Annotated in this window: 18 protein-coding genes and 1 other annotated feature; of the genes, 14 read left to right on the forward strand and 4 right to left on the reverse strand. The window is 41.1% G+C overall.

Going from position 1 to position 21,474, the window contains the following annotated elements; genetic code table 11:
• Positions 1-260: 260 nt before the first annotated feature.
• Genes spoVID through ysxE form a run of 3 tightly spaced genes read left to right on the forward strand, consistent with a single transcriptional unit; the run spans position 261 to position 3,555 of the window.
• Positions 261-1,568 (forward strand): stage VI sporulation protein D, encoded by a 1,308-nt coding sequence (gene spoVID, locus WD019_RS19200; protein ID WP_026676468.1) that lies wholly within the window; start codon positions 261-263, stop codon positions 1,566-1,568.
• Positions 1,569-1,585: 17 nt separating this feature from the next.
• Positions 1,586-2,503 (forward strand): hypothetical protein, encoded by a 918-nt coding sequence (locus WD019_RS19205; protein ID WP_026676467.1) that lies wholly within the window; start codon positions 1,586-1,588, stop codon positions 2,501-2,503.
• Positions 2,500-3,555 carry a spore coat protein YsxE gene (gene ysxE, locus WD019_RS19210; protein WP_051291256.1) on the forward strand — a complete coding sequence of 352 codons (1,056 nt, stop codon included), beginning with the start codon at positions 2,500-2,502 and terminating at the stop codon, positions 3,553-3,555. Before WD019_RS19205 ends, ysxE begins: the two co-directional genes overlap by 4 nt.
• Before the next feature lie 69 nt (positions 3,556-3,624).
• Here the strand turns inward: ysxE and WD019_RS19215 are convergent, their stop codons facing one another.
• Positions 3,625-3,819, reverse strand: coding sequence for a hypothetical protein (locus WD019_RS19215; RefSeq protein ID WP_026676466.1), 195 nt, complete (start codon positions 3,817-3,819; stop codon positions 3,625-3,627).
• 194 nt (positions 3,820-4,013) lie between these two features.
• Positions 4,014-4,311: a binding site (T-box leader), on the forward strand.
• Positions 4,312-4,359: 48 nt separating this feature from the next.
• Here WD019_RS19215 and WD019_RS19220 point away from each other — a divergent pair.
• The 3 genes from WD019_RS19220 (at position 4,360) to WD019_RS19230 (ending at position 10,215) form a co-directional block, all read left to right on the forward strand.
• A complete protein-coding gene (locus tag WD019_RS19220) occupies positions 4,360-7,008 on the forward strand; it encodes a valine--tRNA ligase (RefSeq protein WP_035350014.1) in 2,649 nt (882 codons plus the stop codon).
• An 88-nt stretch (positions 7,009-7,096) separates the two neighbouring features.
• Positions 7,097-8,392, forward strand: coding sequence for a bifunctional folylpolyglutamate synthase/dihydrofolate synthase (locus WD019_RS19225; protein ID WP_425712512.1), 1,296 nt, complete (start codon positions 7,097-7,099; stop codon positions 8,390-8,392).
• Between the two features lie 116 nt (positions 8,393-8,508).
• Positions 8,509-10,215: a diguanylate cyclase gene (locus tag WD019_RS19230; RefSeq protein ID WP_425712513.1), complete on the forward strand. Its 1,707-nt coding sequence runs from the start codon at positions 8,509-8,511 to the stop codon at positions 10,213-10,215.
• 137 nt (positions 10,216-10,352) lie between these two features.
• Here WD019_RS19230 and WD019_RS19235 read toward each other — a convergent pair whose 3' ends face one another.
• Genes WD019_RS19235 through WD019_RS19245 form a run of 3 tightly spaced genes read right to left on the reverse strand, consistent with a single transcriptional unit; the run spans position 10,353 to position 12,709 of the window.
• Positions 10,353-11,849 carry a pilus assembly PilX N-terminal domain-containing protein gene (locus WD019_RS19235; protein WP_425712514.1) on the reverse strand — a complete coding sequence of 499 codons (1,497 nt, stop codon included), beginning with the start codon at positions 11,847-11,849 and terminating at the stop codon, positions 10,353-10,355.
• Between the two features lie 14 nt (positions 11,850-11,863).
• Entirely contained in the window at positions 11,864-12,256 is a 393-nt protein-coding gene (locus tag WD019_RS19240) for a prepilin-type N-terminal cleavage/methylation domain-containing protein (protein ID WP_425712515.1), read from the reverse strand.
• 12 nt (positions 12,257-12,268) lie between these two features.
• Positions 12,269-12,709: a prepilin-type N-terminal cleavage/methylation domain-containing protein gene (locus WD019_RS19245; protein ID WP_425712516.1), complete on the reverse strand. Its 441-nt coding sequence runs from the start codon at positions 12,707-12,709 to the stop codon at positions 12,269-12,271.
• Between the two features lie 320 nt (positions 12,710-13,029).
• On the opposite strand from WD019_RS19245, the gene WD019_RS19250 reads away from it, so the two are divergent.
• From WD019_RS19250 to pilM, 8 genes are all read left to right on the forward strand, one after another.
• On the forward strand, positions 13,030-13,614 hold the full coding sequence (locus WD019_RS19250; protein WP_425712517.1) for a hypothetical protein: 585 nt from the start codon (positions 13,030-13,032) through the stop codon (positions 13,612-13,614).
• Positions 13,615-13,641: 27 nt separating this feature from the next.
• Positions 13,642-14,958 (forward strand): VanW family protein, encoded by a 1,317-nt coding sequence (locus tag WD019_RS19255; protein ID WP_425712518.1) that lies wholly within the window; start codon positions 13,642-13,644, stop codon positions 14,956-14,958.
• Between the two features lie 6 nt (positions 14,959-14,964).
• Entirely contained in the window at positions 14,965-16,626 is a 1,662-nt protein-coding gene (locus WD019_RS19260; RefSeq protein WP_425712519.1) for a GspE/PulE family protein, read from the forward strand.
• Positions 16,627-16,635: 9 nt separating this feature from the next.
• Positions 16,636-17,691: a type IV pilus twitching motility protein PilT gene (locus WD019_RS19265; RefSeq protein ID WP_026676456.1), complete on the forward strand. Its 1,056-nt coding sequence runs from the start codon at positions 16,636-16,638 to the stop codon at positions 17,689-17,691.
• Entirely contained in the window at positions 17,678-18,886 is a 1,209-nt protein-coding gene (locus WD019_RS19270; RefSeq protein WP_425712520.1) for a type II secretion system F family protein, read from the forward strand. The genes WD019_RS19265 and WD019_RS19270 overlap by 14 nt, the downstream gene beginning before the upstream one ends.
• Positions 18,887-18,915: 29 nt before the next feature.
• On the forward strand, positions 18,916-19,380 hold the full coding sequence (locus tag WD019_RS19275; RefSeq protein ID WP_425712521.1) for a prepilin-type N-terminal cleavage/methylation domain-containing protein: 465 nt from the start codon (positions 18,916-18,918) through the stop codon (positions 19,378-19,380).
• A gap of 207 nt (positions 19,381-19,587) precedes the next feature.
• A complete protein-coding gene (locus WD019_RS19280) occupies positions 19,588-20,343 on the forward strand; it encodes a prepilin peptidase (RefSeq protein WP_425712522.1) in 756 nt (251 codons plus the stop codon).
• 29 nt (positions 20,344-20,372) lie between these two features.
• Positions 20,373-21,329, forward strand: a complete 957-nt coding sequence (pilM, locus tag WD019_RS19285; protein WP_425712523.1) for a type IV pilus biogenesis protein PilM — start codon at positions 20,373-20,375, stop codon at positions 21,327-21,329.
• The last annotated feature ends 145 nt before the right edge of the window (positions 21,330-21,474 follow it).

The raw sequence follows: 21,474 nt of genomic DNA on the forward strand, positions 1-21,474 counted from the left end.
TCCCCCAGCATGCAATTTTTGTCCATGAGAGAGGATGTCGCGAGCCCGTAAAAATAAACAGATCCCCGGCTACTAAATGCACCACAGAAGGATGCTCCGTTTTTTGGAATAGACGAAATTTAAATCCCTCCGAAGATTACTACATTCTACAAACCTGTTAAGCGTTCAGAAAAATTGTAATGTGTTTTCTCAATCATATTTTGAAATTAATGGTCATAAACCTGTAATGTATGATATTTGTCTGAAAGGAGGAGAAGGGCGTGAATCAATCGAAGCTGCGTTTCTCCATTGAAGAATCGGTCTGGTTGAAGAAAGGACAGGAAGTGGCTGAAGTGCTTTCGATGTCACTTGAACCTGATATCGCCATTACAGAAGAAAACGACCATGTATACATTAAGGGAGCTTTAAAGCTTGTCGGGGAATATCGTCCATATGCTCAAGCCATTCCACCGGTAGATTTTGAAGCGGGATCGTTGCGGGAACAAGTATCCTACCGTTCATTGACGCAATTAACAATGAAAGATGATGGCATTGCTGAACTTGAACACCGTTTTCCCGTAGATATTACGATTCCTGCATCAAGAGTAACCGATTCGAGAGAAGTTTATGTTGCTGTTGAATCTTTTGATTATGAATTGCCAAACCCGACCTGTCTCGAACTGTCTGCGGCAATTTCCATTTCCGGCATTTATGAAGAAAATGTCGTAAATCAAACGGAAGAAGAGGACCCGACTAACGATGATGAAGCTCTTTATGGATACGAAGAAGAGGTGCCGGTTAATGAACCTGTAGAAATGGAAGAAGTAGAAGAGGAAGCAGAAGAGGTACCGATTGCGTCCCCACATCGGGAAGACGAGCAAATGTTCAGCACGTTTCAATTTGAAGCGAAAAAGTTCTATGACGATTTCCCGGTCGAACCGCTTACTCCGAGTTTTTTAGAACCGCTGGAAATTCCTGAGCGACCAAGAGAGACGACCGTTGAGTTTAAAGCGATGGAAGAACCCGCACGGCAAGACCAAACGGATGAATCGGTAAGCACTGAAACTTGGAGTACGCTTAAATCAATCGCTTCTGAATCGAAAAACGAATTAGAAGTACAAAACGAATTACCGTCGGAACCAAGGCCCGAAGAAATTGAAGTGGAAGAACAAGAAACTGCAATTCAGGAATCGATGGCTCATGAAGTAGAAGTAGATGAAGAAGTAGAAGTAGAAGAAAGCGTACCAGAAGCGGTAGAAGTTTCAGGCATGGTTGAAATTGAGGAAGAACCACCCGCGCAATATTCGGAACTTGCAGAAGACATTGAAGTACAAGAAATAGAGGAGAAAGAGCATGGAGCGGCCGGAAGAGATGAAAATGCACTTTATTTAACGAAAATGCTATCTGGAGGAAATGAAGAAAAATTTGCGAAAGTGAAAATGTACATTATCCAACGGGGAGATTCGTTAGATAGTGTTTGTGACAAATATGATATCACTTTGAATACATTATTACGCGTCAATCGAATTAAACAAGAAGAGGTTACGGAAGGACAAATTATTTACATTCCTGTAGCTCAAACCCGTTAGGATAACAGGTGATGACAATGGCCATTTTGGAACAAATCGCCGAGCATTATCAATTGGATCATGCCGAATGGAAAGAAGAAAATAAAGTCATTTCAACAAATTTAGGGGATAAGCAAGTAAGGTTTTGGGCGGAGGAACAACTTTTAAATTGGCATATCGAATGGCGGGATGAAGTTGCACTTGGAATGAACGTTGCCACGGATCGAATGTTACGCACAGCCAACCAGAATCCGTGGATCGCATCGGGAACTACGTATATTACGCTGCATGACCATGTGACAACGACTGTTCCGTGTGCGGGGTATGAGGAAAATTGGGGGCAATTGATCGGAGGGCTATTACAGACCGGCATAAAATTACACGATAAATATAAAGAAATAGCAGTTAAGAATGATTATTCGTTTAAAAAGTGTCTCGAGAGGTTGAGGAAGTATAAAGAAGAAGGGGCATCTTTTGAAAGTGTGAAAAAGTGTCTGCTTGAAGCGGATAAACGGCAAAAAAGAGCGCTTGAACTGACAGAAACCTTTAGAGGAATTCCCTTACCACTACTTGATCGATTGGATGGGCGGAAGGGAAAAGAAATATTTAATTTATTTTTTTATGAAGGGGGAACGGCTCGTCCGGAGCTCGGATATAGATCGTTACGCATTTTTTTAATAAAATGGCTGAACAACTCGAGCCCTTACTCGTTAAAGAAGCTGTTAACATGCATTAATGACCATTTCTCGTTAGAAACGGAACATGGCTTTTTGCTTCTTGCTGAAATATTAGCTCCGATAGAATTGTATGAATGTTTAGACCGGCTTCAAGAAAGCGAACTGTCCGAAATGATGACGATTCTGCGAAATTTTGAACAAGACTGGGAACGAAATCGGGTATTGCTGCACCATTATACGGATTGGCTGGATGAAAAAAGAAGGAAGGTGGCCCTATGAGTTTTCCAAATGAGGTTCAAAACTATGGGCCAATTCTTTTTCAATATGATCTTTATCCTGAAAGAATTGAGGCCGTTGGAAAAGTAAAGAAAGTTATTACGAAACGTGGAACATTTGCCTTAAAAGAAACAAAAATGAACGAAGAAGAACGCCGTTGGTTTACGCATGTCATTCAGCGGTTATCAGAAATTGGCTATCATCGAATGGTTCCCCTGTACCCTACGAAATATGGGGATTACACGGTTCAGTATGGAAATAATGTGTATTATTTAATGCCATGGTTTTCGGGAACACCGCGCACAAGTTTAAGCAGGGAAGATGATCTTATTGGAGAGATCGCGAAAATACATGTACTGACATTAAAAGAACAAGACTTTTCACCGGAAGTCGTGGAACAGTCATACCACTATTTAATGAATCGGTGGGAAGGGCGTCAGCTGGAAATGGAACGTTTTGCTGAAGAAGCAGAACGGAAATTGTATATGTCCCCATTCGAACTAACGTATTTAAGCCATTTTCACGAGATGATGAGGATGGCGGAAGAAGCGAAGCAGCGGTTAGGCGAATGGTATAATACATGTCAAAGTGAAAAGAGATATCGAAGTGTGCTTTGTAATGGCAAGGTGTCAAGAAATCATGTCCTTTTCAGTCATCATGGGGAAGTGCATTTATTAAACTTTGAAAAAGCCGTCCTCGATACACCGGTAAGGGACCTGGCCATTTTCTTTCGGAAAGCCGTTCATAGTCCTACCTGGAAGATTGAAGATGGAATGCGGTATTTCGGAATTTATCAGGCAAGACTGCCTTTGTTAGATGAAGAAAAAAGCCTTCTAGTCAGTTATTTAAGTTTTCCTGAGCCTTTATTTCATTCGGTTGATATGTATTTAAATAATAGAGGTAGGTTTACTCAACTTGAAATGGTTCATCGATTGGAGCGAAGAATTTCCGCTTTAAAACGTATTACCGAACTGTGCGGCTTTATTTTAATGCCGCCACCGCCTCCAGAGAACGAGGCCAATCCAAACGAACAGACGAATCAAAATCCCATATAGGGCAACCTATATGGGATCCTTTAATTTGCCGAGAAAAAAGTCATGTGCCTCCTTACAGCACATGACTTTTTAAAAAACTTCAAGCGTAAAGCATAAATGAAGGACCAACAAGATTAGTATGAGAAAAAAGTCGACCGCGGATGGGAAGATAATGGTTCTGATCAATTGAAAGACGATGAGCGGGATTGTAAATTGGGCTACAACATCTCGAATGTTTTGCAGCCAGTTCGGCATTCGATATTTCCGAAAAGCTCTCCTTGCCATCGATACCCCTCTTTTCATGTTGAATCGATCCAGGAATCTAGGTTAATACCCATTTTATGCACGATTATTTCAATGGTGAACAAAATCGAGGCACCATTTTTCCCTTAGAAGAATAGTATAATTGTTACAATCGATGGATAAGCTATTGACGATAAGTAGGGAAGAAAGTTAAAATATCTTTAAGTTTAATATAAAGGTATGCGAAGAAAGGGAAGAGTACATGTCCGGCCTTTAAGAGAGGGAAATCAGCAGCTGAGAGATTTCCTAAGTGTTCCGGTATTGGAAGGTCGCCCTGGAGCAGCTTCTTTGAAAATTTTTAAATGTGTTCACTTTTGTGAGACATCGGAAAGTAGAAGAAGCCGGGAAAACCGTTATCAAATCGAGTGTGCACTTAGCTGGTTTCGTGTTAGGGACCAAACTCCAATCCTCACATCTAACCTCTAAGCTGCAAACAAAGGTGGTACCGCGAAAATAACTTCTTTCGTCCTTTGAGGGCGGAGGGAGTTTTTTATTTGTACAATTTTTAAGGAGTAGATGAAGATGCCGACAGAGAAAAAGGAAATTTCGATGCCTACGAAATATGACCCGAAGCAGGCAGAAGCCAATTGGTATCAATTTTGGCTTGATGGGAAATTTTTTGAAGCGACAGGTGATGAGCAAAAGGAACCCTATACGATCGTTATTCCGCCGCCAAACGTTACTGGAAAATTGCATTTAGGGCATGCATGGGATACAACGCTTCAAGATATTTTATCTCGCGCAAAGCGAATGCAAGGCTATGACGTACTATGGCTTCCGGGAATGGACCATGCCGGAATTGCTACACAGGCAAAGGTAGAAGGGAAACTTCGTGAACAGGGAATTTCCCGCTATGATTTAGGGCGTGAAAAGTTTCTTGAAAAGTCATGGGAATGGAAAGAAGAATATGCTGATTTTATCCGTAAGCAATGGGCAAAATTAGGGCTCTCCCTCGACTATTCCCGTGAACGTTTCACTCTTGATGAAGGGTTGTCTAAAGCGGTTCGTGAAGTTTTCGTTACCCTTTATGAAAAAGGCCTTATTTACCGCGGGGAATATATCATTAACTGGGATCCAGAAACGAAAACGGCGTTATCCGACATCGAGGTTATTTATCAAGATGTTCAAGGTGCTTTTTATCATATGCGCTATCCGCTTGCTGACGGCTCCGGTTCGATTGAAATTGCGACAACACGTCCGGAAACGATGCTTGGTGATACTGCGATCGCCGTCCACCCGGATGATGAACGCTACAAGCATTTAATCGGGAAAAAAGCGATCTTGCCAATCGTTGGCCGTGAGATCGAAATTATTGGAGACGACTATGTCGATATGGAGTTCGGTTCCGGGGCGGTAAAAATTACTCCGGCACATGATCCGAACGACTTTGAGATCGGAAACCGCCATAACCTTGAGCGCATTTTAGTCATGGATGAATCCGGAAAAATGAACGAAAATGCGGGTAAATACCAGGGAATGGATCGCTTTGAATGCCGCAAGCAAATCGTAAAAGATCTTCAAGAATTGGGTGTTCTCTTTAAAATTGAAGAACATATGCATTCCGTCGGCCATTCTGAACGAAGCGGGGCAGTTGTTGAACCGTATCTTTCGACGCAATGGTTTGTTAAAATGAAGCCGCTCGCCGAAAAAGCGATTGAACTGCAAAAATCCGAAAACAAAGTTAACTTTGTTCCGGAACGATTCGAGAAAACGTACTTGCGCTGGATTGAAAATATTCGCGATTGGTGCATTTCCCGGCAGCTCTGGTGGGGCCACAGAATTCCTGCCTGGTACCATAAAGAAACAGGTGAAATTTACGTTGGTCGCGAACAGCCGAAAGACATTGAAAACTGGGAGCAGGATACAGATGTTTTGGATACGTGGTTCTCATCCGCGCTATGGCCTTTTTCAACGATGGGCTGGCCTGATCAAGCCTCCGAAGACTTTAAACGTTATTATCCAACCAATGTACTCGTAACCGGTTACGATATTATTTTCTTCTGGGTAGCGCGCATGATATTCCAGGGGATAGAGTTTACAGGTGAACGGCCATTTAAAGATGTATTAATCCATGGATTAGTTCGCGACTCGGAAGGAAGAAAGATGAGCAAGTCGCTCGGCAATGGTGTCGATCCGATGGATGTCATTGAAAAATACGGTGCCGATGCATTAAGGTTCTTCTTATCTACCGGAAGCTCGCCGGGGAACGATCTTCGCTTCTACTGGGAAAAAATTGAATCAACATGGAACTTCGCGAATAAGATCTGGAACGCTTCCCGTTTTGCGCTTATGAATATGGACGGAATGAAGGCGGAGGAAATCGATTTAACCGGAGATTTATCATTAGCGGACAAATGGATTTTAACCCGATTCAATGAAACGGTTGCCGATGTTACACGTTTAATCGATGCTTATGAATTCGGCGAGGTTGGCCGTCTGCTTTATAACTTTATTTGGGATGACCTTTGTGATTGGTACATCGAAATGGCGAAGCTACCACTATATGGGGAAGATGAGGCGGCGAAGAAATCGACTCGCTCGGTTTTAGCTTATGTTCTTGATCACACATTGCGATTGCTTCATCCGTTCATGCCGTTTATTACAGAGGAAATCTGGCAGCACTTGCCGCATGAAGGTAAATCCATCACGGTCAGCAGCTGGCCGAAACACCGGGAAGACTTGCATTTCCCTGAAGCGGCGAAAGAGATGAGTCTTATTACCGAACTCATCCGTTCGATCCGCAACATTCGCGCTGAAATGAATGTAGCCCCAAGCAAGCCGATTGAAATGCAGCTTAAGCCAAAAAGTGAAGAAGTATTAAAGGCGCTTCGTGCGAACCGGAACTACATCGAACGTTTCTGTAACCCGAGTTCGCTTGTGATCGCAACCGAATTATCGGCTCCAGACAAATCGATGAGCGCCGTTCTTACGGGGGTTGAAATGTATTTGCCATTAGAAGGCTTAATTAACATTGAGGAAGAAATTAAACGTTTAGAAAAAGAATTGGAAAAATACAACAAAGAGGTCGAGCGTGTTCAAAAGAAATTAAGCAATGAAGGATTCATAAAGAAAGCGCCTGAAAAAGTGATTGAAGAAGAGCGTGCAAAAGAAAAAGATTACCTCGAAAAACGTGCGAACGTTGAAGCAAGAATTCAAGAATTAAAAGGATAATGGATGTAAGGACGGGTTCTTCGTAAAAGGATTCGTCCTTCTACTCGTTCAAAAAGACCAGCGGAATAGTAAGAGAGGAAGGTTTTTAATGAACACTTTTGAAGAAGCACTAAATTGGGTTCACGGATTGTTGACATTTGGAATCAAACCAGGATTGAAACGAATGGAATGGATGCTTGAACGTCTCAATCATCCTGAACGGCACATTAAAACAATCCATGTGGCCGGAACGAACGGAAAAGGATCAACCGTCACCTACTTGCGCCATATGCTGGAGGAAGCGGGCTATACAGTAGGTACGTTTACGTCGCCTTATGTCATTACGTTTAATGAAAGAATCAGTGTAAACGGGCAGCCGATCAGCAATGAAGATTTTCTGCAGCTGGCTAATCAAGTGAGGCCGCTTGCAGAAGAATTGGCCGAAACAGAACTGGGCTCGCCGACTGAATTTGAAGTGATCACCGCAATTTCGTTATTGTATTTTGCAAATATTGCTTACCCGGATGTCGTTATTTATGAAGTTGGGCTTGGAGGCTTGCATGATTCGACAAATGTCATTCACCCGATTCTCTCTATTATTACGAATGTCGGTTATGACCATATGAACATTCTAGGAAACACAATTGAAGAGATTGCCGGGCAAAAAGCGGGGATCATTAAATTTGGCATTCCCGTCATTACCGGTGCTGAAGAGCCAGCTGCCTTACAGGTCATTAAAGAAAAAGCGAAACGCCAACATGCGAATTGTTTTGTACTGAATGAGCAATTTTCATATGAGAACCGGACAGTAGAAAACGGGGAAGAAGTCTTCTCCTATGAATCTCTTTTAGTCAGACGGGAAAATCTCCATCTTTCCATGAAAGGTGAACACCAGGTAAAAAACGCGGCACTTGCACTTATGGCAATAGACTATTTGAACTTCTATTACGCGTTCTGTGTAGAACAGGAAGCGGTTCAAGAAGGGTTGAAAAAAGCGAAATGGCAAGGGAGATTTGAACTTGTTTCTTCAGACCCGATCGTTATTTTAGATGGGGCCCATAATCCTGAAGGGATAAGAAGCCTGCGTGATACATTGCAATCCCATTATCCGGAGAAAAAGATTCATCTTTTATTTACAGCATTAGCGGATAAAGAGATTGATGAAATGCTAGCGGAAATTTACGGACTTGTTCAAACAATTACCTTTACGACATTCTCGTTCCATCGATCAAGTAGTGCAAAAGACCTATATGATCGAAGCCAATTTCCAAACAAATTTTATGATGAAAATTGGAGACATGCCCTCCAAAAACTTATGAAAAGCGCAGGAAGAGACGACATCATCGTTGTAACAGGTTCCCTTTACTTTATTTCAGACGTGCGAGGCTATTTTACAAACTCATAAAATATCGATTCCAATTTTCAAAACTATTTGATAAAATAGAGAGTGATATAAATGACCTAGTAAAATTCCTTATTATACCAAAAATATAGGCTTGAAGTAAGGGGAGAGGCTTGAGTATGGTAAAGAAGAAATCGCAATATCAAATTATCCTATATTGGCTCTTGCTCTATCCCCTTGCACTCTGGTTAGGATTCGCCTTAACGGATTTTCCAAACACCGTCCATTTTCTTGATCTTTCTATTTTTGTCATTTTAACAATCATTGTCTCCATGTTTCCGCTGAAAATAGTAGATACGAATATTTCGCTTCTGCAAGGAATATCAATTGCCGTTTTTCTTTATTTCGGTCTTTTTACCGCCCAAATAATAATACAGCTTTCAATAATTTGTGTTCTTATCGTTGTAAAGGTTCCGTTTAAAGAGTATTTCCGTTATTTGGCGATGACTTTAATGTTTGTCTGGATTTCATTGCTTGCGGGGCTAGTATACGATGCATTAGGCGGCGAGACGGGGCCATATCAACATGAACATTTTGCCTGGATCGCTATAGTGGCATATTTTATTACATACTTTGCATTAAATCATATTCTTCTCTATTTTGTTCGAGTTTTTCTCTATAAAGAGCAAAGTGTCGATTTAGTTGATAAAGATACATGGTGGGATTTAGTATCTGAATGCCTTGTTATCCCCGGGGGACTTTTGCTTTATATGCTATATTCACAAATGGGAATACCGGGTATCTTTTATGTAAGTATACCTTTTGTGGCAATTACGATTATTATTAAAATGTACCATTCAAGCCAGCAAATTAATTATTGGTTGAAGCAGGCAAGTGAAATTGGACAGCGAATGACGAAGCATTTAAGGGTGAATGACATTCTTGATGTATTTATAGAAAGTTTAGGTTCCCGGCTTCCGGTGGATGTTGCATATATCGTAGACTCGGAATCAGGGGAATATTTCCATCCGTTACGACTTTATGAAAAAACGGAAGGCATGATCGTCAAAGGAAAACGATTAAGGAAAGACGAAGGGCTCAGCGGCATCGTTTGGCTAACGCGAAAAAGCATCATGTTTGACAGGAAGAGCCGCTGGCAATCCCTTTCCGACCAATATTTTAGCGGTAAAGCGGAATCTGTCATTTCCGTGCCAATGATGCATAATCATATTGTGGTCGGGATCATTACTTTCGTTTCGAAAAAAAAGAGAGCTTATGAGAAACACCATTTGCTCATTTTGGAAATTTTATCAAACTACTTAACAGTTGCCATTGCGAATGCAAAAAACTATGAATTAACAAAACGAAAAAGTGAACAATGCCAGCTAACGGGTCTTTATAACTACCGGTTTTTCGAAAACGTGTTAACGGAAATGTATGCGGAATATGAGTACAAGCAACAAGATTTCTCAGTTATTTTGCTGGATATTGACCATTTCAAAAGAGTGAACGATACATACGGGCACCAGAGCGGGAACGAAATCCTTATCCAACTGGCCCAACTTCTTAGGAAGTTAGTGGATACAAATGGTACAGTGGCGCGCTATGGCGGAGAGGAATTCATTATTTTATTGCCGATGACAAACATGCTGCAAAGCTATAAATTCGCGGAAGAAATCCGTACTTGTATTGCCGAAACGGAATTTAAAATTACGAATGACCTGGCCGATAAGAAAGAGGTTACGATCCACATAACGGCAAGCATTGGCGTTGCCACGGCACCCCATCAAGGCGAAGACCCGATGGAGTTGATCCGCAACGCCGACCGCGCCATGTACACAGGAGCGAAAAAAGCAGGAAGAAATAAAGTGGCCGTCTACAGCTAAACCCACCCAACGATTCGAGATTCGAATCTGTGGGGTGGGTTTTTTTCATTCAAAACACCCTATTCTATACGATGAAAAATTGTAGCTTAAGATCTAAATAATCCCGGCTTCCGCTTTTTCAGACCAAATTGGATAAACTATTTTTCACGGGACGGTTGAACGGAAATAATATCTTTTGCTGACAAAGGGCCACCTGTTGTTCCGCCCATGTTTGGAGGCAAGTCAGTCGCGTCAAAATTATCGAGTGTAATCGTACTTCCGCCTGATCCGGTATATGTTTTACAAATAATCGAACCTTTTATATTTCCTCCGCCGGACATATTTACATCCGCATTTGGAGCATAGAACAATTGAGTGATTGCATTTGCGCCACCACTAATATCTATCGTTTTTCCACCGGTTATGATATATCCCTGAAATCCTGAGCCACCGGACATAGATATATCGGCGTTTAACGCATATAAAGAACCATCTATTTTTTGATCCCCTGCCAAATTAAGATGCGAACCTTTATAATAGATATCAAGTGTTTTTATCTGTTCCTTTATTGAATTACTATTATTAGAATTTATTGCATTAATTTTACTTCCTGCGCCCATTGTTATATTAGTATTGACATAGATGGTTAGTTTTCCTGTACCAATAATATTAATTTTTCCATTCGGAATGTTTAAGGAATTGACTACTATATTTCGATTATTATTGCCAAGATTAATATTTAATGTGTAATTAGAAGAAATGTAAATTTCAGTAAAATGGAGATCCTTTGTCAAATTTAAAGTATAATTATCAGCTTTATAATCATCGATTCGTAAAGCGCCGTTATTAATGACATAATAAGTACTGCCATCTTTCTGTATTTTTTCGTTTGGCGGTATCGGATTACTTGGAAAAGCAGGGAATGGCGGCATATCAAATGTTTTTACAGTTTGTAATTTCACGATTTCATTATTTAATGTCATCCATTTTGGTTTATGAATGACATTATTTCCCGATTGAGGACCAACATAGATTTTATCGGAAATACCCGCACCTCCATCAAGAGCAATTGAACCATCGATTGATGAGTTTGTTCCAGCTCCGCCTAAAATTTTTGCTCCACCGGATAAACTAATTATTTCTTTAACAAAAACGGCTGTATCTGGAATGGTTATGTTATTTTTTGGAATCCAGGTCACTCGAATTTGTTTTTCTACGGTTCTTGAACGATTATTAATGGTACCTGTTGAAATGATTTTGTAATCTTTGAAGGTTACGCTTGAGTAATCTACCTTTTCTATTGATATTTTCGCTTCGGGTGCATACCCGAAAGAATTTTCGAAACTTTTATACGAAGGTTCTTTGTTTATACTCGAGATCATACTTTCAATTTTCGAAAAGAAATCGCTTTCAGTATTGGAATTATTATAGAGATCAACGATATTCTTATGAATTTTATCCATTGTGTAAGTGATACCGGATTCGGCAATATAATAAGCTGATTGATAGGATCTCTCGGTAGAACTCAATTTCACATTGTTAAGTGCAAATCCCATAATAGCTAAGCCTAACAATGAAATCACTGTAAGAACCAATAAAACTGTTACAAGGGCAATACCTTGTTCATTCTTTTTTAATTTTATGCACCTTTCCATAACATCCTCAACACCTATTCTCTTAAATAAATAGTGGTTTCAGGCAGGCTGCCTATTTTTAATTTAATTTGATTCCCCGTTTTTGAAACAGTAAAATAGTTTATATTTGAAATGCACGGGTCATTATTTCTTTTTAATGTGGTTCCATCAAGTCTATATACGGTTGTTCCATTAATGGTTAACTCGTTAGGAGTTTTTATCTCTACTGTCCGGGCTTTTCTAATTTCTTTAGTAATAATATTGATAGCCAGCCTTTCATCGGATTGAGTTTGAATTTCTTTTGTTTGTGAATTCATTTGTTTTTGGACAAATATGTGAACGGAACTTGCAAGAAGAATGATCATTGATAAAAGTGAAAGGGCCGCCAGAAGTTCAATTAATGTTACACCTTTCTCATTTGTTTTCATTCATAACACCTTTCATTTCTGCCACGATAAAAGCATCTCCATCTGAGCTTCCTGCCTATTTTTTTTATCATCTTTATAGATTTTCAAGATGACCTTTCCTAGATCACTTGATTGATTTTTTATTTGGATGAAAACATAATGGCCATTTTTGTTTATTCCATAACAATTACTGCAAGAGGCATCATTACTATAGCCTTTTTTTAAAATTTGATTTGATAAATCCGTTATGGAAGGGGAAACAGAAATATTATTCATATTTATAATTTCTTCCATTTCTTTTTGGGCCAGGTAAGTTGAGTCCATAATATTCTTTGAAACAGCATTTGACTTAGCCGATTGAATGAACATCGGTATCATAGACACAATAATAATGGATAGTATGACGATGGAAACTAATATTTCAACAAGCGTTAACCCTTTTTCTGAGGAAGAATTTGTTGAAATGCGCTTCATTAAATTTCCTCCCTGGAGAGCGAATTTTCTAAACATCATTGGATAACCACATCATCTTGTTTGGCGTAAAATTTTTCGCAGTTTGATAGTTGAGACTATCAGGTAAGTTCTTACTCAACATTTCCTTCGGCCTGTAAACGACCAGTAAACCTTCATCATTGGATCAATTACATAAAATGGGTTGCCCCAAAAGCTAAAAAAACAATAAAAACAACCGATAGAATAGATAAGGTAGTAACTCTTTGTGGAGTTATCAAAGTCGATACCTCCTCAGGGAAAAATGAATAGAGTTTTTGGCGGATGATGAAAGGGTGCTATTGATGCTTACATTTCTTTTATCGGTAGTTGTCGTCTTTTTGTTAATTCCAATTCTTTATGTGCTTCCTCTCGGCAAAAGGAAGCGGGATAAATGGGTTCTTTTCGGATTGGCCGCCCTTGTTTCATGGATGGGCCTATTGGTGAAAAACTATGTTCCTTTATGGCTAACTCTCCTCTTAATGCCCGGTTTAGCGTTTATCGTGACTTTCATTTTTGAAAGGTGGATGTTTTCTTCCGATGAAGCGGAAGAGGATGATATTGAAGCTATTTATTTCCCGCCAATAAAAGAAGAGCCGGATCGATTTATAGAGTCTCTTGCCAATCAAGAGGAACCCTATAAGACTATGGAAAGTGAGGATAGCAGTAATCCGACAAATGCCTACCTTATTCGCGAAGACGAACGTAAGCTTACAGATGAGTGGGAAGATATTAGCGAATTTAACTTCTTGAGCCGCAAACATGTTGCGAATTCTGAGCCATCTTCAAACGATAAAGATATAGAACAAGAAATCATTGACCCGGGCCCATCCAACTGGTTTGATAAGCTTCAAAAGATGGAAGTAGAAGAACGATTTGCAAAGGAATAAGCTAATCGATAGGAGGAAGACGCTGAATTGGAACAGGCTGCGATTAAACCGGTGAGTTTTTTTAAACATTTTGCGATTTTAACCGGCATCGTTTTTATCATTTTTTCATTAACGATCGGCGGCACAACACTTTTTTCTCATTTCTTCGAAGAAAAACGGATCGCAGAAGGAACGGAAGTCGCTTCGATTCCATTAGGAAATTTAACGGAAAAAGAGGCCGTTGAAAAACTGGGCGCACAAGTGCAGCTCTGGCGTGAAAATAGTGCAATCAATCTGCAATATAAGCGGAAAAAAATAAAGATCGATCCAGCCATTTGGACATTTCATATACAGGAAACTGTAAAAACAGCCGAAAGAAGCGTATTGCCCCGGCTTCTTGTTGAACTGAATGAAAAAAAGCTCAACAACGTAGTGGAGGGATTCAATGATCCAATCCTGCTAAAAAACATCGACGAAGCGCTTCTGAAAAGTAAGTTAACGGTGCTGGCGGCTTCCCTTGGCAGAACCGCAACTATCCAACTAACCAATTACGTAAAGGAAAGTCCGCTTCCATCAAAGGTCATTGCGAGTACGTCAATTCCGTATGTAGATGAATCTCCCGAATTGAAAGAGTGGGTTCATTCTTTAAATGGGACCGTGATTGATGCTGGAAAGCAACTTTCCTTTGTTTCACAAATAGAGAAAAAACGACTTGAACCTTATGAATCGCAAAGATTGAACGTATTGGCATCAGCCATTTATTCTGCCGCTTTAAAAACCAATTTTCGGATTGTCGAACGGCATATTGGGGAAACGATGCCAACCTACATCAAACCAGGACTTGAAGCCGCCATCGTACCGGGAAAACAAGATCTTGTCATTGAGAATCCGAACCCTTATCCGTATACGTTAAAGCTAGAAACAACGGGCGGAGTGATTACCGCAACGATTGAAGGTCCACCACTACATTATCGTTATCATATCAAAATTAAGGAAGAATGGATTCAACCGCGGACGATTGTTCATTATAATCCGGCGATTTCACCAGGGGACAAAATCTTGATCAATGAAGGAAGCTCTGGCTATGTGAGAACGGTTTATCGTAAGACGTTAGACAAGTATAGAAAAGCCGTAAAAACAACAAAAATAGCGGAAGATTATTATCCGCCACGGTACAAAGTTGAAGAACGGGGGCTTCCAGTCGCCAAAGAGCAGCCATCACCAACTAATTCAGAAGATCAGGAAACCACCCAACCGGCTGATAACGCGAAGAATGATGAGACTACCACTGTTACGGGTAAAAAACCGGACAAGCAAACGCCGGAAAGTTCTTCAGATAAACGCGGCAATGGAACAAAGGAGTAGGGGAAGATGCAACATACGCGAAAACGGCTTGGGGATATATTGGTTGAACATCAACTAATTACAGAAGAACAACTGGAACTGACGTTAAAAGAAAAAAGCAAAGGCCAGAAGCTCGGAGATGCGTTAATTGAACGTGGCTACATTACAGAGCAGCAATTAATTGAAGTGCTCGAGTTCCAAATCGGGATTCCCCACATTAGCCTGTACCGGTATCCGATTGATGAACAAATCGTATCGATCGTATCAAGAGAATTCGCAAAACGAAATCAACTTATCCCGCTTAAAAAAGAAGGGGACAAGCTGCTTGTTGCGATGGCCGATCCGATGGACTTTCACGCCATCGATGATCTTCGTCTATCTACAGGCTTTCAAATTGAGCGGGCGATTGCGACGAAAGATGATATTTACCGCGCACATAAAAAGTATTATGACATGGATGATTCTATGAACGATTTACTGGAGCTTCTTCCAAAAGGCATTGATTCACTTGAGGAAAAGATGGCGGAAGAAGATTCACCTGTCGTACGTCTCGTCAATCAAATTGTTTTAAATGCGGTCGAACAAAAAGCGAGCGATATCCACTTTGAGCCGCAAGAATCAAAGTTGAATATCCGCTACAGAATTGACGGCATGTTAAGGTTTGAGCGAAGCTTGCCGAAGCATATGCAAAATGTCATTACAGCGAGAATTAAAATCATGACCAATCTTGATATTACGGAAAACAGAGTTCCTCAGGACGGAAGAATGCGGTTAAATGTAGAGTTTCATTCGGTTGATATTCGGGTCTCAACACTTCCGACCATCTATGGTGAAAAACTTGTTTTACGTATTCTTGACCTTGGCAGTGCACTAAATCATGTCGAGCATTTGGATTTCAATAAGCTGAACTACCAGCGTTTTATCAAAATGATTGAACAGCCTAATGGGATGATTTTAATTACCGGACCAACCGGCTCGGGAAAGTCATCGACGTTGTATGCGGCGTTAAACCGGCTTAATACCGAAGAAGTCAATATTGTGACAGTTGAAGATCCGGTTGAGTATCAGCTCGAAGGAATTAATCAAATTCAGGTCAATCCAAATGTAGGCTTAACTTTTGCAAGCGGATTAAGGGCGGTCTTGCGGCAAGACCCGGATATTGTAATGATCGGTGAAATTCGTGACACCGAAACGGCGCAAATTGCCGTAAGAGCATCCCTGACAGGGCATCTAGTCTTAAGCACGATCCATACGAATGATTCCATCGGAACGATTTCACGGTTAATTGATATGGGCGTGGAACATTTTCTTGTAGCGGCTTCCCTTACAGGGGTCGTCTCTCAGCGCCTTGTCCGCCGTGTTTGCCGGGACTGTCAGGAAAGACATGAAGCGACGGAAAGTGAAAAGGAAATTTTTAAAAAGCGCGGGCTGGACGTTGACTTTATCATGCGCGGCAAAGGCTGTTCAACGTGTAATATGACGGGTTATAAAGGCAGAATCGCCATTCATGAACTACTTGTCATCGATGAACCGTTGCGCAAAATGATCATGAATAACCACCCGGTATTGGAACTACGATCCTATGCTTATCAAAATGAGACGATTTTTTTACTTGATGATGGTTTATTGAAAGTAAAAAAAGGATTAACGACAACGGAAGAAGTTTTACGTGTCGTTGCCTATGAGTAGGTGCGAAAAATGAAAGAGACAATAGATAAATGGCTAACTGCTGCATTTCAAATGAAAGCATCAGATGTCCATTTGACGGTTGGAATGCCGCCTGTCATACGCATTAATGGTGAATTGAAGAAATACGGCGAACAAAAGCTTACTCCGGAAGATACAGAAGAAGTGGCAAAAGCCGTCATTCCTCCCGGACAATATGACCGGTTTGTTGAAAAAGGGGAACTTGATTTTTCGTACAGCATTCCGGGAGTATCCCGGTTTCGGATGAACGCCTATCACCAGAGGTCCTGCATTAGTCTGGCCGTTCGGATCATCCCTACCAGCATTCCAACACTTGAGGAACTCGATTTGCCGGTCGTCCTTCGGCAGCTCTCGCGCAGGCCGCATGGTCTCGTTCTCGTGACCGGTCCGACGGGAAGCGGCAAATCGACAACGCTTGCGGCGATGATTAACGAAATGAATCATACGATGAAACGCCACATTATTACATTGGAAGATCCGATCGAATATCTTCACAAGCATCAGACGTGTATTATCGATCAAAGGGAAGTAGGATTTGATACGAGAAATTTTGCAAATGGCCTTCGGGCTGCACTAAGGCAGGACCCGGATGTCATTCTCGTCGGGGAAATGCGCGATCTTGAAACGATATCGACGGCTATTACCGCAGCGGAAACGGGGCATCTTGTATTAGGAACGCTTCATACCTCAAGCGCTCCGGCAACGGTTGAACGGATTATTGACGTTTTCCCGCCAGAACAGCAAGGACAAATCCGGATTCAGCTTGCCTCCGTTCTTGTCGGAATTATTTCGCAACGTCTCTTCCCGACACCAGACCGAAAATCCCGAAAAGCGGTAACCGAAATTTTAATTAACAATTCAGCAGTAGCCAACCTAATTCGCAATGATAAAATCTATCAAATTCATAATGTCATGCAAACAAGCCGGGCAAGCGGCATGCACACCTTTGAAATGTCCATCCTCCAGGCCTTTGAGAAACAATTGATTTTAAAAGAAGAGGCGCTTGTCTACTTAGAGGAAAGAGGTCTGGCGTATGGCACAGTTTAATTATATTGGCCGCGACAGGACGGGCAAAAGAAAGAAAGGGTCACTGGCAGGAGGATCGAAACGGGAAGTCGTTTTAAAGCTTCGTGAAAAAGGAATTGCTGTTCTCGAAATCAATGAAGTGAAACAAACTCTTCTGCACAAAGAAATTCATTTCGGAAAAAGGGTGAAATCAAGAGATTTTGTTATCTATTTAAGGCAATTTGCGACATTGCTTAATGCCGGCGTTTCCGTTGTTGACTCAACGAAAATACTGGCTGAACAAACGGAAAGTAGACCATTACAAAAAGCTTTAAATGATGTAGAAAAGGAATTAAGGCAAGGGAACCCGCTGTCACAGGCTCTGGCAAAGCATAGCCGGATTTTTCCGCCGATGGTGACGAATATGATTGCTGCAGGAGAAGTCGGGGGCAGTCTAGATCAATCATACAAGGAGCTCGCAGATTATTATGAAAAGCAGCATCAAACGAGGCAAAAGATTGTGTCGGCGATGATTTATCCGATGATCCTTGGGATCGTTTCGATCGGTGTCATTATCTTCTTGCTTGCAAATGTCGTACCAACATTTGCAGCTATGCTTAAAGATGCCGGCGGGAAATTACCCGGAATTACGAGGTTCGTTCTTAGCGTCAGCAATTTTGTCCAACAATGCTGGTGGGTCTTAGTGCTTGCTCTATTTTTAGTTCTTTTGACCTATAATTTTTGTCAAAAAAATAAAACTAGTAAATATTACCTAGATTATGCTATATTAAAAATACCCATATTCGGCAAATTACAGCAAAAGTCAATACTGGCAAGAATGTCGAGGACATTAAGCTCTCTTTTTTCCAGCTCTGTGCCTATACTTCAAGCGTTATCGATTGTTGAGAGAGTCGTAGAAAATGAGGTGATAGCAAGGGTCATCATCCAGGCGAGAGGTGCCCTTGAAAAAGGACAACGGTTAACCGGGCCGATGAAAACACACTGGGCCTTCCCGCCGCTCGTCACACAAATGATTGCAATTGGTGAAGAAACGGGATCACTCGACGCAATGCTCGCAAAAGTAGCAGATTTTTATGAAAAGGAAGTAGAGAACACAGCGGACCGCCTAAAATCTCTCATCGAGCCGGTCATGATTATCTTTCTCGCTTCTATCGTCGGAACAATCGTCATCTCCATCATTGTCCCAATGTTCAAAATTTACAATACCGTCGGCTAATAAACTGCTAAAGGGGAGAGGAAGAAAAAATGAGAAAATTACTGAAGAAACATTTACAAAATGAGAAAGGTTTAACACTCATCGAGCTGCTTGTTGTTGTTGTTATTTTGGGGATTATTGCAGCGATTGCGATTGTGGCTATTGGTAATATTTTGGATAACTCGAAGAAAGATGCGCATATCGCTAATGCGAAAACTATCGTTGATGCGGCAAGGATGTATGTTGCACAAAATGGAAGTGATGGAGTAACTGAGTTAACCATGCAAAAACTGGTTGATGATGGATTTCTAGAGGGCGTCCCTAAATCTCCAGGTAAAGCTGGAGATTATGATACTGCAAAATCAAAAGTGTCAATAACAGTTGATCAAAATACCAACACGAAGGTAACATACACAGTTACACTAGTGTCTAAAGATACAGGTAAAGCCTATATTAAACCAATTGCACCTAACGATCTGGATAGATCAAAAGTATTCTTAAAAGGTGACCAATAAAAGTTATTATGGATAGATTGAGATAACCCTCCGGAAGGGTATCAAACTATATTATATTTAAAGCATAAGTGCCTCTAGCGACATCTTCATCGATAGTACAGTAGATAAACACTCATGATTTGAAAAAAGAAAATGTGAAATTGAAATAATTGTAAAACGATAACCCTCTATTCGAGGGTTATCAAACGTTTAAAAAGGGGTTTCTCTATGAACCTATTACTGTATACACTTACATTCCTATTTGGCTTGATTCTCGGCTCGTTCTTTAATGTTGTCGGGCTTCGCGTACCGAACAAAGAGTCGATCGTTCGTCCGGGTTCTCGTTGCACGGTTTGTGACCGCCCGCTTACGGCATTTGAACTTATCCCCGTGCTTTCCTACCTTTTTCAAAAGGGGAAATGCAGGGGTTGCGGGACCAACATATCACCTCTTTATCCGGCGGTAGAGCTGTTAACAGCCCTACTATTTGCTTTAGCTCCGTTCCTCATTGGATGGACAAAAGAATGTATCGCCGCTTGGGCATTCATTTCTCTTTTAATGATCGTATTTGTATCCGATATAAAGTATATGATCATTCCAGATAAAGTCCTGTTTTTCTTTTTGCCGCTTTTTATCGTGCTCCGTCTCATTATTCCCCTTGATCCATGGTGGGATATGTTCGTAGGAGGCGTCGCCGGATTTGGTTTATTGTTCATTATCGCCATTCTTTCCAAAGGAGGCATGGGTGGCGGTGATATTAAATTAATGGGTGTCCTCGGGATTGCTTTAGGATGGAAAGTGACGTTGCTTACGTTTTTTTTATCAACGGTATATGGAGCGGTGATTGGAGTTGTTGGGCTTATTTTAGGCAAAGTTAAACGCGGCGTGCCATTTCCGTTTGGCCCATTCATCGTTTTTGGAGCGATTACCGCTTACTTTTTTTATGAGACGATATTAAGCTGGTATATCGATCTTATGACATAACGGTCGTTACATAGACAGAGGTGGAATCGATGGGAATTACAATCGGCAGAAAAAACAGAAGGGTTAATTTGCTCATCGCAGATCATGTTATTCGCTTTCTTGAAATGAAAGAAGCCGGTATCGTGAAAAATTATGGAGAACGCTATCTTCCGGACGGAGTCATTTCTAGAGGCGAGATAATGGATGAAGAATTGTTTGTCACCATTCTTGAACAATGCGTTGATGAATGGGGTATTAAAAAGCGTGAAGTTCAATTTCTCGTTCAGGATTCACAAATTGCTCTCCGCAAACAGCTGATTCCTGTGACCATTCCTGAACATGAAATTAAAGGATACGTTTATATGGAGCTCGGCCATTCGATCCATTTGCCGTTTGAAGATCCTTTGTTCGACTATGAGGTGATTGGCAGAAATGAAGAACAGCAGGAAATTCTTTTGTTTGCTGCCCCTGATAAGGCGGTGATGGGCTATACCGACGTGCTCGAGGAAGTGAAGCTGAAACCGGTTGTAGCCGACATTTCTTTTCTTTCGCTCTATCGCCTCTTCCACTTTACGGGACAAAGTCATCCGGGAGATCATCTGCTATGTTTACAATTTGACCTCAGCGCCATTCAATTAAGTATTTTTCATGACGACAAGCCGCTCTTTTCCCAGCATTTCCGGATGAATATCGAGATGAAAGAATGGCAAAAGCGGACAAATGGTGTCCTATACAAAAACGACGAGACCAGCTTAAATGGAGCATTGGAAGATAGCATGGTGGAGATAGAGAGGGTTCTCAATTATTATCGTTTTACGGTTCAACAAGGCAACCAGGGTGTAACCAAAATTTTGCTCACGGGCGATTTTCCTGATTTAAAGCTCGTGGAAAAGCGTTTGACAGAGACGTTTTTCCTTCCGGTGGAACGGATTGCGTTACAGGTGAATGTACCGATTGAGCCGGGCTATGAAGTGATTTTCGGCCTCGGGTTAAAAGGAGCGGTATAGCTATGTTAGTCGACATTAATTTATTGCCAAAACATGAGCGTAAATCCTTCCACTTCACCTTCGTGATCCTTTCTATAAGTCTACTAGTGCTAATTGGAATGGGAGTATGGTTGCTTCATGCGGCATATAAAATGAACCAAGAACT

This window comes from Fictibacillus sp. Mic-4 (assembly GCF_049843615.1).
In the GTDB taxonomy this organism is placed as follows: Bacteria; Bacillota; Bacilli; order Bacillales; family Fictibacillaceae; genus Fictibacillus_A; species Fictibacillus_A gelatini.